Origin of the sequence: Aeromonas sp. R2-1 (assembly GCF_040908425.1) — a bacterium.
Classification (GTDB): Bacteria; Pseudomonadota; Gammaproteobacteria; order Enterobacterales; family Aeromonadaceae; genus Aeromonas; species Aeromonas caviae.
This window is the reverse complement of record NZ_JBFODR010000029.1, coordinates 83,106-97,385: the sequence shown is the minus strand read 5'-3', so window position 1 is coordinate 97,385 and position 14,280 is coordinate 83,106. Positions and strand designations below refer to the sequence as shown.

General features: G+C 53.6%; 28 protein-coding genes. All 28 read right to left on the bottom strand.

Features of this window, described 5'->3' with window-relative positions:
* Positions 1 to 330 precede the first annotated feature (330 nt).
* Positions 331 to 714, bottom strand: coding sequence for a 50S ribosomal protein L17 (gene rplQ, locus AB5Y80_RS10175; protein WP_005307999.1), 384 nt, complete (start codon positions 712 to 714; stop codon positions 331 to 333).
* Between the two features lie 43 nt (positions 715 to 757).
* The gene (gene rpoA / locus AB5Y80_RS10170; protein WP_005307997.1) at positions 758 to 1,747 is read right to left on the bottom strand and encodes a DNA-directed RNA polymerase subunit alpha; all 990 of its coding nucleotides are present in this window, start codon (positions 1,745 to 1,747) and stop codon (positions 758 to 760) included.
* Positions 1,748 to 1,772: 25 nt separating this feature from the next.
* A complete protein-coding gene (gene rpsD / locus AB5Y80_RS10165; protein WP_010672568.1) occupies positions 1,773 to 2,393 on the bottom strand; it encodes a 30S ribosomal protein S4 in 621 nt (206 codons plus the stop codon).
* A gap of 39 nt (positions 2,394 to 2,432) precedes the next feature.
* Positions 2,433 to 2,822, bottom strand: coding sequence for a 30S ribosomal protein S11 (gene rpsK, locus AB5Y80_RS10160; protein ID WP_005319702.1), 390 nt, complete (start codon positions 2,820 to 2,822; stop codon positions 2,433 to 2,435).
* 14 nt (positions 2,823 to 2,836) lie between these two features.
* On the bottom strand, positions 2,837 to 3,193 hold the full coding sequence (rpsM, locus tag AB5Y80_RS10155; protein ID WP_005307991.1) for a 30S ribosomal protein S13: 357 nt from the start codon (positions 3,191 to 3,193) through the stop codon (positions 2,837 to 2,839).
* 139 nt (positions 3,194 to 3,332) lie between these two features.
* Complete coding sequence (gene rpmJ, locus AB5Y80_RS10150) at positions 3,333 to 3,446, bottom strand: 50S ribosomal protein L36 (RefSeq protein ID WP_005319705.1); 114 nt, start codon at positions 3,444 to 3,446, stop codon at positions 3,333 to 3,335.
* Positions 3,447 to 3,473: 27 nt separating this feature from the next.
* Complete coding sequence (gene secY, locus AB5Y80_RS10145; protein WP_010672567.1) at positions 3,474 to 4,802, bottom strand: preprotein translocase subunit SecY; 1,329 nt, start codon at positions 4,800 to 4,802, stop codon at positions 3,474 to 3,476.
* A gap of 8 nt (positions 4,803 to 4,810) precedes the next feature.
* Positions 4,811 to 5,248, bottom strand: coding sequence for a 50S ribosomal protein L15 (gene rplO, locus AB5Y80_RS10140; protein ID WP_005307987.1), 438 nt, complete (start codon positions 5,246 to 5,248; stop codon positions 4,811 to 4,813).
* 2 nt (positions 5,249 to 5,250) lie between these two features.
* On the bottom strand, positions 5,251 to 5,430 hold the full coding sequence (gene rpmD, locus AB5Y80_RS10135; protein ID WP_005307985.1) for a 50S ribosomal protein L30: 180 nt from the start codon (positions 5,428 to 5,430) through the stop codon (positions 5,251 to 5,253).
* Between the two features lie 6 nt (positions 5,431 to 5,436).
* On the bottom strand, positions 5,437 to 5,937 hold the full coding sequence (gene rpsE, locus AB5Y80_RS10130) for a 30S ribosomal protein S5 (protein WP_005340605.1): 501 nt from the start codon (positions 5,935 to 5,937) through the stop codon (positions 5,437 to 5,439).
* A 14-nt stretch (positions 5,938 to 5,951) separates the two neighbouring features.
* Complete coding sequence (gene rplR, locus AB5Y80_RS10125; RefSeq protein ID WP_010672566.1) at positions 5,952 to 6,305, bottom strand: 50S ribosomal protein L18; 354 nt, start codon at positions 6,303 to 6,305, stop codon at positions 5,952 to 5,954.
* A gap of 9 nt (positions 6,306 to 6,314) precedes the next feature.
* Complete coding sequence (gene rplF / locus AB5Y80_RS10120) at positions 6,315 to 6,848, bottom strand: 50S ribosomal protein L6 (protein WP_010672565.1); 534 nt, start codon at positions 6,846 to 6,848, stop codon at positions 6,315 to 6,317.
* Positions 6,849 to 6,861: 13 nt separating this feature from the next.
* Entirely contained in the window at positions 6,862 to 7,254 is a 393-nt protein-coding gene (gene rpsH, locus AB5Y80_RS10115) for a 30S ribosomal protein S8 (RefSeq protein ID WP_010672564.1), read from the bottom strand.
* Between the two features lie 19 nt (positions 7,255 to 7,273).
* Positions 7,274 to 7,579 carry a 30S ribosomal protein S14 gene (gene rpsN, locus AB5Y80_RS10110; protein ID WP_005331161.1) on the bottom strand — a complete coding sequence of 102 codons (306 nt, stop codon included), beginning with the start codon at positions 7,577 to 7,579 and terminating at the stop codon, positions 7,274 to 7,276.
* A 10-nt stretch (positions 7,580 to 7,589) separates the two neighbouring features.
* Positions 7,590 to 8,129 (bottom strand): 50S ribosomal protein L5, encoded by a 540-nt coding sequence (rplE, locus tag AB5Y80_RS10105; RefSeq protein ID WP_005331162.1) that lies wholly within the window; start codon positions 8,127 to 8,129, stop codon positions 7,590 to 7,592.
* Positions 8,130 to 8,142: 13 nt separating this feature from the next.
* Entirely contained in the window at positions 8,143 to 8,460 is a 318-nt protein-coding gene (rplX, locus tag AB5Y80_RS10100; RefSeq protein ID WP_005307977.1) for a 50S ribosomal protein L24, read from the bottom strand.
* 11 nt (positions 8,461 to 8,471) lie between these two features.
* Entirely contained in the window at positions 8,472 to 8,840 is a 369-nt protein-coding gene (gene rplN, locus AB5Y80_RS10095) for a 50S ribosomal protein L14 (protein WP_005307975.1), read from the bottom strand.
* Positions 8,841 to 8,988: 148 nt separating this feature from the next.
* The gene (gene rpsQ / locus AB5Y80_RS10090; protein WP_005307966.1) at positions 8,989 to 9,237 is read right to left on the bottom strand and encodes a 30S ribosomal protein S17; all 249 of its coding nucleotides are present in this window, start codon (positions 9,235 to 9,237) and stop codon (positions 8,989 to 8,991) included.
* Positions 9,237 to 9,428, bottom strand: coding sequence for a 50S ribosomal protein L29 (rpmC, locus tag AB5Y80_RS10085; RefSeq protein WP_005307965.1), 192 nt, complete (start codon positions 9,426 to 9,428; stop codon positions 9,237 to 9,239). The genes rpsQ and rpmC overlap by 1 nt, the downstream gene beginning before the upstream one ends.
* Positions 9,428 to 9,841: a 50S ribosomal protein L16 gene (gene rplP / locus AB5Y80_RS10080; RefSeq protein ID WP_010672562.1), complete on the bottom strand. Its 414-nt coding sequence runs from the start codon at positions 9,839 to 9,841 to the stop codon at positions 9,428 to 9,430. The genes rpmC and rplP overlap by 1 nt, the downstream gene beginning before the upstream one ends.
* Positions 9,842 to 9,854: 13 nt before the next feature.
* The gene (gene rpsC, locus AB5Y80_RS10075; RefSeq protein ID WP_005331168.1) at positions 9,855 to 10,568 is read right to left on the bottom strand and encodes a 30S ribosomal protein S3; all 714 of its coding nucleotides are present in this window, start codon (positions 10,566 to 10,568) and stop codon (positions 9,855 to 9,857) included.
* A gap of 3 nt (positions 10,569 to 10,571) precedes the next feature.
* Positions 10,572 to 10,916: a 50S ribosomal protein L22 gene (gene rplV, locus AB5Y80_RS10070; RefSeq protein ID WP_010672561.1), complete on the bottom strand. Its 345-nt coding sequence runs from the start codon at positions 10,914 to 10,916 to the stop codon at positions 10,572 to 10,574.
* 10 nt (positions 10,917 to 10,926) lie between these two features.
* Positions 10,927 to 11,205, bottom strand: a complete 279-nt coding sequence (gene rpsS, locus AB5Y80_RS10065; RefSeq protein ID WP_005307960.1) for a 30S ribosomal protein S19 — start codon at positions 11,203 to 11,205, stop codon at positions 10,927 to 10,929.
* 22 nt (positions 11,206 to 11,227) lie between these two features.
* Positions 11,228 to 12,049 carry a 50S ribosomal protein L2 gene (rplB, locus tag AB5Y80_RS10060; RefSeq protein WP_010672560.1) on the bottom strand — a complete coding sequence of 274 codons (822 nt, stop codon included), beginning with the start codon at positions 12,047 to 12,049 and terminating at the stop codon, positions 11,228 to 11,230.
* A 15-nt stretch (positions 12,050 to 12,064) separates the two neighbouring features.
* Positions 12,065 to 12,364, bottom strand: coding sequence for a 50S ribosomal protein L23 (rplW, locus tag AB5Y80_RS10055; RefSeq protein WP_342690021.1), 300 nt, complete (start codon positions 12,362 to 12,364; stop codon positions 12,065 to 12,067).
* On the bottom strand, positions 12,364 to 12,969 hold the full coding sequence (gene rplD / locus AB5Y80_RS10050; protein WP_005340616.1) for a 50S ribosomal protein L4: 606 nt from the start codon (positions 12,967 to 12,969) through the stop codon (positions 12,364 to 12,366). Before rplD ends, rplW begins: the two co-directional genes overlap by 1 nt.
* Positions 12,970 to 12,986: 17 nt before the next feature.
* Positions 12,987 to 13,619: a 50S ribosomal protein L3 gene (gene rplC / locus AB5Y80_RS10045; RefSeq protein ID WP_010672559.1), complete on the bottom strand. Its 633-nt coding sequence runs from the start codon at positions 13,617 to 13,619 to the stop codon at positions 12,987 to 12,989.
* A 22-nt stretch (positions 13,620 to 13,641) separates the two neighbouring features.
* Positions 13,642 to 13,953, bottom strand: coding sequence for a 30S ribosomal protein S10 (gene rpsJ, locus AB5Y80_RS10040; protein ID WP_005307944.1), 312 nt, complete (start codon positions 13,951 to 13,953; stop codon positions 13,642 to 13,644).
* Between the last annotated feature and the right edge of the window lie 327 nt (positions 13,954 to 14,280).

The following is a 14,280-nucleotide window of genomic DNA, read 5'->3' as shown; positions in this document are numbered from 1 at the left end:
TAACACGGTAGGGGTACCGTTTTGTTATCCGGTTTGAAGCCGTATGACCACTCCCTTTTGTGGGCAACTGTCAGGTGAATACCATCTCCATACAGGCAGTAGAGGCAGTAGAGGCAGTAGAGGCAGTAGAGGCAGTAGAGGCAGTAGAGGCAGTAGAGGCAGTAGAGGCAGTAGAGGCAGTAGAGGCAGTAGAGGCAGTAGAGGCAGTAGAGGCAGTAGAGGCAGTAGAGGCAGTAGAGGCAGTAGAGGCAGTAGAGGCAGTAGAGGCAGTAGAGGCAGTATCAAAATCCACTAAAAGAAAAGCCGGGACAAGCCCGGCTTTTTCTTTTATCACTCAGCAGCTGCTTCAGCAGCGGCCGGGCGGTCTACCAGCTCAATGTAAGCCATAGGAGCGTTGTCGCCAGCGCGGAAACCGCATTTCAGAATGCGAGTATAACCGCCGGCGCGCTCCAGGTAGCGCGGGCCCAGTTCATTGAACAGCTTAGCCACGATCGCGTTATCGCGAGTACGGGCAAATGCCAGGCGACGATTAGCAACGCTATCAGTCTTGGCAAGGGTGATCAGCGGTTCAACTACACGACGCAGCTCTTTTGCCTTAGGCAGAGTCGTCTTGATGATCTCATGACGAACCAGGGAGCTGGCCATGTTGCGGAACATAGCCTGACGATGGCTGCTGTTCCGGTTCAGTTGACGACCACTCAAACGATGGCGCATGACCTTATCCTTCTAACTAAATCTGTGAAACCCGTAATCTGGATTACTCGTCAGCGATGCTGGCGGGCGGCCAGTTCTCAAGGCGCATGCCAAGAGACAGACCACGGGAGGCCAACACGTCCTTGATCTCAGTCAGGGACTTCTTACCGAGGTTAGGAGTCTTAAGCAACTCAACTTCGGTACGCTGTACCAGATCACCAATATAGTGGATAGCTTCTGCCTTCAGACAGTTCGCTGAACGAACTGTCAGCTCCAAATCATCGACAGGACGCAGCAGAATCGGATCAAACTCGGGTTTCTCTTCTTTCTTCTCGGGCACGCTGACATCGCGCAGATCCACGAAGGCTTCCAGTTGCTCTGCCAGAATAGTGGCGGAACGACGGATGGCTTCTTCCGGATCCAGAGTACCATTGGTCTCCATGTCGATAACAAGCTTGTCCAAGTCGGTGCGCTGTTCCACACGTGCCGCCTCGACATTGTAGGCGATGCGAACGATGGGGCTGAACGCGGAGTCCAGCAGCAGGCGACCGATGGGACGCTCTTCATCATCGTTGTGAACACGAGCAGAAGCAGGCACATAACCACGACCGCGCTGAACTTTCAGGCGCATGCTGATCTCAGCATTTGCACCAGTCAGGTGGCAGATTACGTGCTCCGGGTTTACGATCTCGACTTCATCACCGTGAGTGATATCACCAGCGGTAACGGGGCCTGTTCCAGACTTGGTCAGGGACAGAGTTACCTCGTCCTTGCCTTCCAGCTTCACAGCGATACCTTTCAGGTTGAGCAGGATTTCAAGAATGTCTTCCTGTACACCTTCTTTGCTGCTGTACTCGTGCAGTACTCCGTCGATCTCGACTTCAGTAACCGCACAACCGGGCATAGATGACAGCAAAATACGACGCAGGGCATTGCCCAGCGTGTGGCCAAAGCCACGCTCAAGCGGCTCGAGAGTCACTTTCGCGTGAGTCGGGCTAACTTGCTCGATGTCAACTAGCCGCGGTTTAAGAAAATCTGTTACAGAACCCAGCATTGTGTCCTCTCTTTAGAAGCTAGCTTTACTTGGAGTAAAGCTCGACGATCAGCTGTTCGTTAATGTCGGCAGACAGGTCGGAACGCTCCGGCAGGCGCTTGAAGGCACCTTCCATCTTAGCAGCGTCAACCTCTACCCAAGTCGGCTTCTCGCGCTGACCAGCAACTTCCAGGGAAGCTTTGATACGCGCTTGCTTCTTAGCCTTCTCGCGAACGCAGATCACGTCCTCAGGGGATACCTGGAAAGAAGGAACATTCACAACGCGGCCGTTTACCATGATGGCTTTGTGGCTCACCAGCTGACGAGATTCAGCACGAGTGGCGCCGAAGCCCATGCGGTAGACGACGTTGTCCAGACGACCTTCCAGCAGCTGCAACAGGTTTTCACCGGTGTTACCCTTTTGACGGGCAGCGTCGCGGTAGTAGTTGCGGAACTGTTTTTCCAATACGCCGTAGATACGACGTACTTTTTGTTTCTCGCGCAGTTGCACACCGTAGTCGGACAGACGCGCTTTACGCGCACCGTGTTGACCAGGAACGGTGTCAATCTTGCACTTAGAATCAATCGCACGAACACCAGACTTCAGGAAGAGGTCGGTGCCCTCACGACGGCTAAGCTTAAGCTTAGGACCGATATATCTTGCCATCTTCTTTCTCCAACAATCCTAGACCAAGTAGCTACAGCGTTACACGCGGCGCTTCTTGGGAGGACGACAACCGTTGTGCGGGATCGGAGTCACATCAGTAATGTTAGTGATGCGGAAACCAGCCGCGTTCAGAGCGCGGATGGAAGACTCACGACCGGGACCCGGACCTTTGACCATGACTTCCAGGTTCTTCACGCCGTATTCTTTGGCGATCTCACCAGCACGCTCAGCAGCTACCTGGGCAGCAAACGGAGTGGACTTACGGGAACCACGGAAACCGGAACCACCAGAGGTAGCCCAAGACAGAGCATTGCCCTGACGGTCAGTAATGGTCACGATTGTGTTGTTGAAAGATGCATGAACGTGCGCAATACCGTCGCTCACTTGCTTTTTAACGCGCTTGCGAGCACGAGTCGGAGTTTTAGCCATTTTCTACCTTCCCGTTACTTCTTGATAGCCTTGCGCGGACCCTTACGGGTACGAGCGTTGGTCTTGGTACGTTGACCACGAACAGGCAGGCTACGACGGTGACGCAAACCACGGTAGCAACCCAGATCCATCAATCGCTTGATGTTCATGGAAATCTGACGACGCAGGTCACCTTCGACGGTGAATTTACCTACTTGTTCACGCAGACTCTCGATCTGAGCTTCGTCCAGGTCTTTAATTTTCACATTCTCAGCGATACCGGCTGCGGCACAGATGGCCTTGGAGCGGGTACGACCGACGCCATAAATAGCAGTCAACGCAATGACTGCATGTTTATGGTCAGGAATGTTAATGCCAGCGATACGGGCCACTATTCACTCCTACATATAGTAGATAACGACCACCACAAAGCCCGTGAGCGGATACGTGGCGGTCAACCAATACACAACAAAAGTTGGCTGGCTATATTAGCCAGCACAACTATTTGTTGCAAGTACTAACCGTAAAAAATTAGCCTTGGCGCTGTTTATGCTTTGGCTCGCTGCAAATCACACGCACCACACCGTGACGCTTGATGATTTTGCAGTTACGGCAGATTGCCTTAACGGAAGCACGAACTTTCATTGCTTAACTCCGTAACTACGCCGACCTTTAGCGGCCGTAGCCCTTCAGGTTGGCCTTCCTCAGGACGTCGCCATATTGATGAGACATCATATGGGTCTGAACCTGAGCCATGAAGTCCATGATAACTACCACGATAATCAGCAGCGAGGTGCCACCGAAGTAGAACTGTACGTTCCAGGCAGTCATCAGGAACTGGGGTACCAGACAGATAAAGGTAATATAGAGCGCACCTGCCAATGTCAGGCGAGTCATAACCTTATCGATGTAACGTGCTGTCTGCTCGCCCGGGCGGATCCCCGGGATAAAGGCTCCACTCTTCTTCAGGTTATCTGCTGTCTCGCGGGGGTTGAACACCAGCGCGGTATAGAAGAAGCAGAAGAAGATAATGGCTGCTGCATAGAGCATCTCGTACAAGGGCTGACCCGGCTGCAGGACCATAGAGACCTGTTGCAGAATGTCAGCGATCTTGCCCTCGCCCTGACCAAACCAGGAGGTAATGGTACCCGGGAAGAGGATGATGCTGGATGCGAAAATCGCAGGAATCACACCGGCCATATTCACTTTCAACGGCAGGTGTGTGCTTTGCGCAGCGAATACCTGGCGGCCTTGTTGACGCTTGGCATAGTTAACGACGATACGACGCTGACCACGCTCCACGAACACCACAAAGTAAGTCACAGCGAAAACAATCAAGCCCAGCAACAACAACAGCAGGATGTGCAATTCCCCTTGACGTGCCTGTTCGGCCGTAGCGCCAATGGCATGAGGCAGACCGGCGACGATACCTGTGAAGATAATCAACGAGATACCATTACCAATCCCACGCTCGGTAATCTGTTCACCCAACCACATCAAGAACATGGTACCGGTGACCAGACTCACAACGGCTGTGAAATAGAAGCCCAAACCCGGATGAGTCACGAGTCCTTGCATCATATTCGGCAGACCGGTTGCAATACCAATGGCCTGGAACGTTCCCAAAACCAGCGTGCCCCAACGGGTATATTGGCTAATCTTGCGACGGCCGGATTCACCTTCTTTCTTGAGTTCAGCAAGAGCAGGGTGAACCACAGTCAGCAACTGGATAATGATCGACGCCGAAATGTACGGCATGATCCCCAGTGCAAGAATAGAAGCACGCGAGAGTGCACCACCACTGAACATGTTGAACATCTCAATGATGGTGCCCTTCTGTTGTTGGAACAACTCGGCCAGTACGGCGGCGTCAATACCAGGGATCGGCACATAAGAGCCTGCACGGAACACGATAATTGCCCCGAGAACGAAGAGCAGACGGCTCTTCAGTTCGCTCAGACCACCTTGTGCTTTAACATCCAATCCTGGTTTCTTAGCCATTGTACTGATTATTCCTCGATTTTACCGCCAGCGGCCTCGATGGCTGCACGTGCACCTTTGGTGACGGACAGACCACGAACGGTCACAGCACGGTCAATGTTGCCAGACAGAACAACTTTAGCGAACACGATGTTTTTGGTAATAACACCGGCTTGCTTCAGAGTGCTCACGTCGACCACATCACCTTCTACCAGGGCGATTTCGTTCAGGCGCACTTCGGCAGAAACCAAAGATTTGCGAGAGAAGAAACCGAACTTCGGCAGACGGATTTTCAAAGGCATCTGGCCGCCTTCGAAACCGTTGCGGACCTTGCCGCCACCGGAACGAGAGGTTTGACCTTTAACACCACGACCACCGGTCTTGCCCAGACCAGAACCGATACCACGGCCCGGACGGTGCTTGACGCGCTTGGAGCCAGCGGCCGGAGACAGAGTATTCAGACGCATGCTTAGCCCTCCACCTTAACCATGTAATAAACCTGGTTGATCATGCCGCGTACGCAGGGAGTATCTTCCAGCTCAACGGTGTGACCAATGCGACGCAGACCCAGACCACGCAGAGTCGCCTTGTGCTTTGGCAGACGGCCGATAGAGCTGCGAGTTTGAGTTACTTTTACAGTGTTAGCCATGTCGCATTACCCCAGAATTTCTTCAACGCGCAGACCACGCTTGGCCGCGATCTGTTCCGGTGATTGACCGTGAACCAGAGCGTCGACAGTTGCGCGAACAACGTTGATTGGGTTGGTGGAACCGTAGGTCTTGGCCAGCACGTTGTGGATACCAGCAACTTCCAGTACGGCACGCATGGCGCCGCCTGCAATGATACCAGTACCTTGGGAGGCCGGCTTCATGAACACGGTGGAACCAGAGTGAACGCCACGCACCGGGTGGTGCAGGGTGCCGTTGTTCAGCTCAACCTTGTTCAGGTTACGCTTAGCCTGTTCCATCGCCTTTTGAATGGCGGCCGGAACTTCACGGGCCTTACCGTAACCGTAACCTACACGGCCGTTACCATCACCCACCACGGTCAACGCGGTGAAGGACATGATACGACCACCTTTAACAGTTTTCGAAACACGGTTTACTGCAATGAGCTTTTCTTGCAGTTCGCCGGCTTGAGATTCGACTTTAGCCATCTTCGACTCCTAGCTTAGAACTGAAGACCAGCGTCACGAGCAGCGGCAGCCAGAGCGGCTACACGACCGTGATACTTGAAACCGGAACGATCGAAAGATACGTTCTGAACGCCTTTGGCAATAGCACGCTCAGCGATAGCCTTACCTACAGCGGTAGCAGCATCTGCGTTACCGGTGTATTTCAGAGCTTCACTGATGGCTTTCTCTACTGTGGAAGCAGAGGCCAGAACTTCGGAACCGTTGGCTGCAATAACCTGCGCATAGATATGACGCGGGGTACGGTGAACAACCAGACGGGTAGCTCCCAGTTCCTGCATCTTTTTCCGAGCACGAGTAGCACGACGGAGACGAGCTGCTTTCTTGTCCATAGTGTTACCTTACTTCTTCTTAGCTTCTTTAGTACGCACTTGCTCGTTGGCATAGCGTACACCCTTGCCCTTGTAGGGCTCCGGAGCGCGGTAAGCACGGATATCGGCTGCGACTTGGCCAACCAGCTGCTTGTCCACACCACGCAGAACGATCTCGGTGGCGGACGGACATTCAGCGGTGACACCAGCCGGCAGCGCATGCTCTACCGGGTGAGAGAAGCCCAGTGCCAGCGCAACAGCATTGCCCTTGATGGAGGCTTTGTAACCTACACCAACCAGCTGCAGCTTGCGCTCGAAGCCTTGGGTAACACCGACTACCATGTTGTTGACCAATGCACGGGCAGTACCGGCCTGAGCGTCAGCACCAGCGATGCCATCGCGCGGGGCGAACTTCAGTACATTGTCTTCTTTGGTCACTTCTACACCGGCGTGGATGGAACGAACCAGGGAACCCTTGCCACCTTTGATGGACAGTTCTTGGCCGTTCAGAGTCACCTCTACGCCAGCAGGAATAGTGACGGGTGCCTTAGCAACGCGAGACATTTCCGACCTCCTATTAAGCGACGTAGCAGATGATCTCACCACCCATGCTTGCCTTGCGGGCAGCACGGTCGGTCATCACACCTTTAGACGTGGACACGATAGCAACACCGAGACCGCCCATGACTTTCGGCAGATCAGTAGTGCGCTTGTAAATACGCAGGCCGGGACGGCTCACGCGTTGGATCAGTTCTACAACCGGCTTGCCCTGGAAATACTTCAGTTCGATTTCCAGTTCCGGTTTCACGTCACCAGCTACGTTGTAGCCAGCGATGTAACCTTCTTCTTTCAGCACTTTGGCGATAGCCACTTTCAGCTTGGAAGAAGGCATGGAAACCGCAACTTTGCTCGCCGCCTGACCGTTACGGATGCGGGTCAGCATATCCGCGATCGGATCTTGCATGCTCATAGTCTAACTCCCGAGATTCTTACCAAGAGGCCTTTTTGAGGCCCGGAATTTCGCCCTTCATGGCATGCTCACGCACCTTGATGCGAGAGAGGCCAAACTTCCGCAGGAAACCGTGCGGACGACCAGTGATGTTGCAACGGTTACGCTGGCGGGACGGACTGGAATCACGGGGCAGCTGTTGCAGTTGCAAGACAGCATCCCAACGCGCTTCTTCAGAAGCGTTCATATCAACGATGATAGCTTTCAGCTCGGTACGCTTGGTCGCGAACTTGGCTGCCAGCTTCGCACGCTTTGCTTCACGTGCTTTCATGGATGTTTTAGCCATAACCCTAACCTTACTTGCGGAATGGGAAGTTAAAGGCAGCCAGCAGAGCACGGCCTTCTTCGTCGGTATTCGCGGAAGTGGTGATGGTGATATCCAGACCACGGACGCGATCGACCTTGTCATAGTCGATTTCCGGGAAGATGATTTGCTCACGCACGCCCATGGAGTAGTTACCACGGCCATCGAACGCCTTGGCGTTCAGACCACGGAAGTCACGGATACGCGGTACGGAGATGCAAATCAGCCGTTCCAGGAACTCCCACATACGCTCGCCACGCAGGGTTACTTTACAACCTATCGGGTAGCCTTCACGAATCTTGAAGCCCGCAACAGATTTGCGTGCTTTGGTGATCAGCGGCTTCTGACCGGAAATGGCAGCCATATCGGCAGCAGCATTTTCCAGCAACTTCTTGTCAGAGATCGCTTCACCAACACCCATGTTCAGGGTGATTTTCTCGATCCGAGGGACTTGCATGATAGTCTTGTAACCGAACTGCTTGGACAGTTCATTTACTACATCGGATTTGTAGTAATCATGCAGTTTCGCCATCGTTAAACTCCAATTACTTCACAAGTTCGCCGGTGGATTTGAAGAAACGGACTTTCTTGCCGTCTTCAATCCGGAAACCAACGCGGTCAGCCTTGCCAGTGGCAGAGTTGAACAGCGCGACGTTAGATACATCGATGGGGGCTTCTTTGGTGACGATGCCGCCAGCCTGACCCAGTGCGGGTACCGGCTTTTGGTGTTTCTTCACCTGGTTGATGCCTTCCACGATTACCTTACCTTTTGCAATCAGGACTTGAGTGACTTTGCCACGCTTGCCCTTGTCTTTGCCGGTAAGAACAATTACTTCGTCTTCGCGACGGATTTTAGCTGCCATCGTTCGACTCCTTACAGTACTTCGGGTGCCAGGGACACAATCTTCATGAACTTCTCGTTACGGAGTTCACGGGTCACCGGGCCAAAAATACGAGTACCGATTGGCTGTTGGTTGTTGTTAAGCAACACAGCCGCATTGTTGTCGAAACGGATGACAGAGCCGTCCGGACGACGAACGCCTTTACGGGTGCGTACGACCACCGCGTTATACACATCACCTTTCTTCACTTTACCGCGAGGAATGGCTTCCTTGATGGAAACCTTGATGATGTCGCCGATGCCGGCATAACGGCGGTGCGAACCACCCAGAACCTTAATACACATTACACTGCGAGCGCCGGAGTTGTCGGCAACACCCAGCATACTTTGCATCTGGATCATCTTAGTGCTCCGCTTTGTTTACTTCTTATCCCTGATGGGATCTGGCTGCCTTCAAAAGGCGCGAAACTATAACACAGCTATTTTTGAAAAGGTAGCCTAAAAAACAAACGGCCCCGATGGGGGGCCGTTTGGGCTAAAAAGTACCGAATTAGGCCTTTTCTACGACAGCAACCAGGGTCCAGGACTTGGTCTTGGACAGCGGGCGGCACTCGCGGATTTCCACGAGATCGCCAGCCTTGCACTCGTTGTTCTCGTCATGCACGTGCAGCTTGGTAGTGCGCTTGATGATCTTACCGTAGATCGGGTGCTTTACCTTGCGCTCGATAGCGACGGTGATGGACTTGTCCATCTTGTCGCTAATTACACGACCTTGCAGAGTACGGATCTTGTCAGTCATTACGCACCTGCCTTCTCAGTCAGTACAGTCTTGATACGTGCGACGTCACGACGCACTTGTTTCAGAGTGTGAGTCTGAGCCAGCTGGCCGGTGGAAGCTTGCATGCGCATGTTGAATTGCTCACGCAGCAGACCCAGCAGCTCCTGGTTCAGTTCTTCGACGCTCTTTTGACGCAGATCTTGGGCTTTCATCACATCACCGTCTTAATTACGAAAGTGGTCTGAACAGACAGCTTAGCTGCGGCCAGGGCAAACGCTTCACGCGCCAGAGCCTCAGGTACACCATCCATCTCGTACAGAACCTTGCCAGGCTGGATCGGGCAAACCCAGTATTCCACGTTACCCTTACCTTTACCCATACGAACTTCGAGGGGCTTTTCGGTGATGGGCTTGTCCGGGAACACACGGATCCAGATCTTGCCTTGACGCTTAACGTGACGGGTCATGGCACGACGGGCTGCTTCGATTTGACGAGCAGTCAGTTGACCACGAGATGTCGCCTTCAGGCCAAAGGTACCGAAGGATACTTCGTTACCGGCATTGGCCAGACCGCGGTTACGACCCTTGTGGGTCTTGCGGAATTTAGTACGCTTAGGTTGCAACATTTACCGAATCTCCTTACTTGGCAGCGCGGCGCTTGTTGTCACGCTTGGGCTTCGCAGGAGCTTGCTCTTGAGCAGCGGCAGCATTGACTGCAGCCAGACCGCCCAGAACTTCGCCCTTGAAGATCCAAACTTTAACGCCGATCACACCGTAAGTGGTGTGGGCTTCAGAAGTTGCGTAGTCGATGTCGGCGCGCAGGGTGTGCAGGGGCACACGACCTTCACGGTACCATTCGGTACGCGCGATTTCAGCACCGCCCAGACGACCGGAAACTTCCACTTTGATGCCCTTGGCACCCAGGCGCATGGCGTTCTGTACGGCGCGCTTCATAGCACGACGGAACATTACGCGACGCTCCAGCTGGGAAGTGATGCTGTCGGCAACCAGTTTGCCATCCAGCTCCGGCTTGCGGACTTCGGAAATGTTGATCTGAGCAGGCACGCCAGCGATTGCGGCTACAGCTTTGCGCAGTTTTTCAACGTCTTCGCCTTTCTTGCCGATCACGACACCCGGACGAGCGGTGTGAATGGTCACACGGATGCTCTTGGCCGGACGCTCGATGGTGATCTTGGACAAGGAAGCGTTTTTCAGCTCCTTGGTCAGGAACTGGCGTACTTGGAAATCGCTGTACAGGTTGTCAGCGAAGTCTTTGGTGTTCGCGAACCAGGTAGAATTCCAAGGCTTGGTAATACCCAGGCGAATGCCATTAGGATGTACTTTCTGACCCATTGCTTATCTCCCAGCCTTAGCGTCGGATACCACTACAGTGATGTGAGCGGTACGCTTGAGGATACGATCCGCGCGACCTTTGGCACGCGGGCGGATGCGCTTCATGGAGGGACCTTCGTCTACCATGATGGTGGCAACACGCAGGGTGTCGATATCGGCACCTTCGTTGTGCTCAGCGTTGGCAATGGCAGATTCCAGCACTTTCTTCACCAGAACAGCAGCCTTTTTCGGGCTGAAGGTCAGGATGTTCAGAGCCTTGTCTACGGACAGACCACGTACTTGATCGGCTACCAGACGAGCTTTCTGGGCAGAAGTACGGGCATAACGGTGTTTAGCGATAGCTTCCATCATTTATCCCTTAGCGCTTCTTAGCCTTCTTATCAGCAGCATGGCCGCGATAAGTACGAGTCGGTGCGAATTCACCCAGTTTGTGACCGATCATTTCTTCGGTAACGAAAACCGGAACGTGCTGACGACCATTATGGACAGCGATGGTCAAACCGATCATGTTCGGGATGATCATTGAACGACGGGACCAGGTCTTAACCGGCTTTTTATCCCCGCTTTCCACCGCTTTCTCTACCTTCTTCAGCAAGTGCAGGTCGATAAATGGACCCTTCTTGAGAGAACGTGGCATGGTGATTCCTCTATGTTAACAATTACTTGTTACGACGACGTACGATGTACTTGTCGGTACGCTTGTTCTTACGGGTCTTGAAGCCCTTAGCCTTCTGGCCCCATGGGGACACAGGCTGCATGCCCTTGTTACGACCCTCACCACCACCGTGCGGGTGATCAACCGGGTTCATCGCCATACCGCGAACGGTCGGACGAATACCACGCCAGCGGTTAGCACCGGCTTTACCCAGTTGACGCAGCATGTGCTCGGAGTTACCCACTTCACCGATGGTAGCGCGGCACTCGGCCAGAACTTTACGTACTTCGCCGGAACGCAGACGCAGAGTTACATAGTTACCTTCACGAGCCAGGATCTGGATGAAAGTACCAGCGGAACGAGCCAGCTGGGCACCTTTACCAGGCTTCATCTCAACGGCGTGAACGGTAGAACCGACCGGGATGTTGCGCATCGGCAGGGTGTTACCTACCTTGATGGCAGCATCAGCACCAGAGGCGATTGCATCACCAGCTTTCAGGCCTTTCGGGGCCAAGATGTAACGACGCTCACCGTCTGCATACAGCACCAGGGCGATGTTTGCGGTACGGTTAGGATCGTATTCCAGACGCTCAACTTTGGCCGGAATGCCGTCTTTGTCGCGCTTGAAGTCGATCAGACGGTAGTGTTGCTTGTGACCACCACCGATATGACGAGTGGTGATACGACCGTTGTTGTTACGGCCACCGGACTTGCTTTTGCTGTCCAGCAGAGCGGCGAAGGGCTTGCCCTTGTACAGCTCTTGGTTGACGATCTTGACGACGTGGCGGCGGCCCGGAGAAGTAGGCTTGCACTTAACGATTGCCATTTTTCAGAACTCCTCTTACTCGGCTGCGCCCATGAAGTCGATGTCCTGACCAGCTTTCAGGGTCACATAAGCCTTTTTCCAATCGGAACGACGGCCTACGCGTGCACCTGCGCGCTTGGTCTTACCCTTCATGTTCAGGGTACGGACGGTCTCAACTTCGACCTCGAACAGTTTCGCAACTGCAGCTTTGACTTCCGCCTTGGTGGCATCAACAGCAACTTTGAACACGATAGTGTTCTGCTTTTCTGCGACCATGGTGCTCTTTTCAGAGATGTGCGGAGCCTTCAGAACTTTCAGCAGACGCTCTTCACGGATCATGCCAGCATCTCCTCGATTTGCTTAACTGCGTCAGCAGTCATCAGAACCTTGTCGAAAGCGATCAGGCTGACCGGGTCGATACCGGCAACGTCACGCACGTCAACTTTGTACAGGTTACGAGCAGCCAGGAACAGGTTCTCATCGACTTCAGCAGTCACGATCAGAACGTCAGTCAGTTCCATTTCTTTCAGCTTGGCGATCAGTTCTTTGGTCTTCGGCGCTTCGATGCCGAACTTCTCAACAACGATCAGGCGCTCTTGACGTACCAGCTCGGACAGGATGCTACGGATAGCGCCGCGGTACATCTTCTTGTTTACTTTCTGGCTGTGATCTTGCGGCTTAGCAGCAAAGGTCACACCACCGGAACGCCAGATGGGCGAACGGATGGAGCCAGCACGGGCACGACCAGTACCCTTCTGACGCCACGGCTTTTTGCCGCCACCAGACACTTCAGAGCGAGTCAGCTGCGCACGAGTACCCTGACGGGCACCAGCGGCATATGCAACGACAACCTGGTGAACCAGAGCTTCGTTGAATTCGCGCCCGAAGGTAGTCTCGGAAACTTCAAGAGCGCTCTTGGCGTCTTTCATTACCAATTCCATTACTATCTCCTCAGACGTTACGCTTTGACGGCAGGTTTAACGATCACGTTGCCGTTGGTTGCACCCGGTACTGCGCCTTTGATGAGCAGCAGGTTGCGTTCAGCGTCAACACGAACCAGTTCCAGGTTCTGAGTCGTTACACGCTCAGCACCCATGTGACCAGCCATCTTCTTGCCCTTGAATACACGGCCCGGGGTCTGGTTTTGACCGATGGAGCCAGGTACACGGTGGGACAGGGAGTTACCGTGGGTCATATCCTGGGTACGGAAGTTCCAGCGCTTAACAGTACCGGCAAAACCTTTACCCTTGGATGTGCCGGTAACGTCTACCAGCTTAACGTCAGCGAGAAGATCTACTTTCAGCTCGCTACCAACAGTGAAAGTTTCACCGTTGTTCAGGCGGAATTCCCACAGACCGCGACCGGCTTCTACACCAGCTTTGGCGAAGTGGCCAGCTTCCGGCTTGGTTACGCGGCTGGCTTTCTTGGCGCCAGTGGTAACCTGAATAGCGTTGTAGCCGTCGGTTTCTACAGATTTGACCTGAGTTACACGGTTAGCTTCAACTTCGATAACAGTCACCGGGATAGAAACGCCATCTTCAGTGAAGATGCGAGTCATACCCACTTTGCGACCTACAAGACCGATTGTCATTGTTATCAACCTCTTTCCGTAATTAACCCAGGCTGATCTGGACGTCTACACCAGCTGCCAGATCCAGACGCATCAGAGCGTCAACGGTCTTGTCAGTCGGCTCAACGATGTCTACCAGACGCTTGTGAGTGCGGATCTCGTACTGATCACGCGCGTCTTTGTTGACGTGCGGGGAGATCAGAACGGTGAAACGCTCTTTGCGAGTCGGCAGCGGGATAGGACCGCGAACCTGCGCGCCAGTGCGCTTAGCAGTTTCAACGATTTCCGCAGTGGATTGATCGATCAGGCGATGATCAAAAGCCTTCAGGCGGATACGGATTCTTTGGTTCTGCATTGACAGAGCTCCAATAGATAAAAGAACATAAATCAACACCGCCCGACCGGGATTACTCCCGCCAGAGGTGTGATTTTTCACGTTTCCTCCCATATCGGGAGGACTGTATGGCTGGCAACTCGTAAACGGGAAGCTCAGCAAACAGACATATCGTCTGGCTGCCTCATGGGCAAGCGGAGAGGATTATACGGATTTTTTCCACTCACGCAAGTGAAGGCGGACAGATTGTGCGCAATTTTATGTGACAGATGGATCTCGCCAACGGCTGGGCAAGCCCTTGCCTGGCAGGGTAACGACAATGTAGCAAACAGGCTGATAGACTGCGCG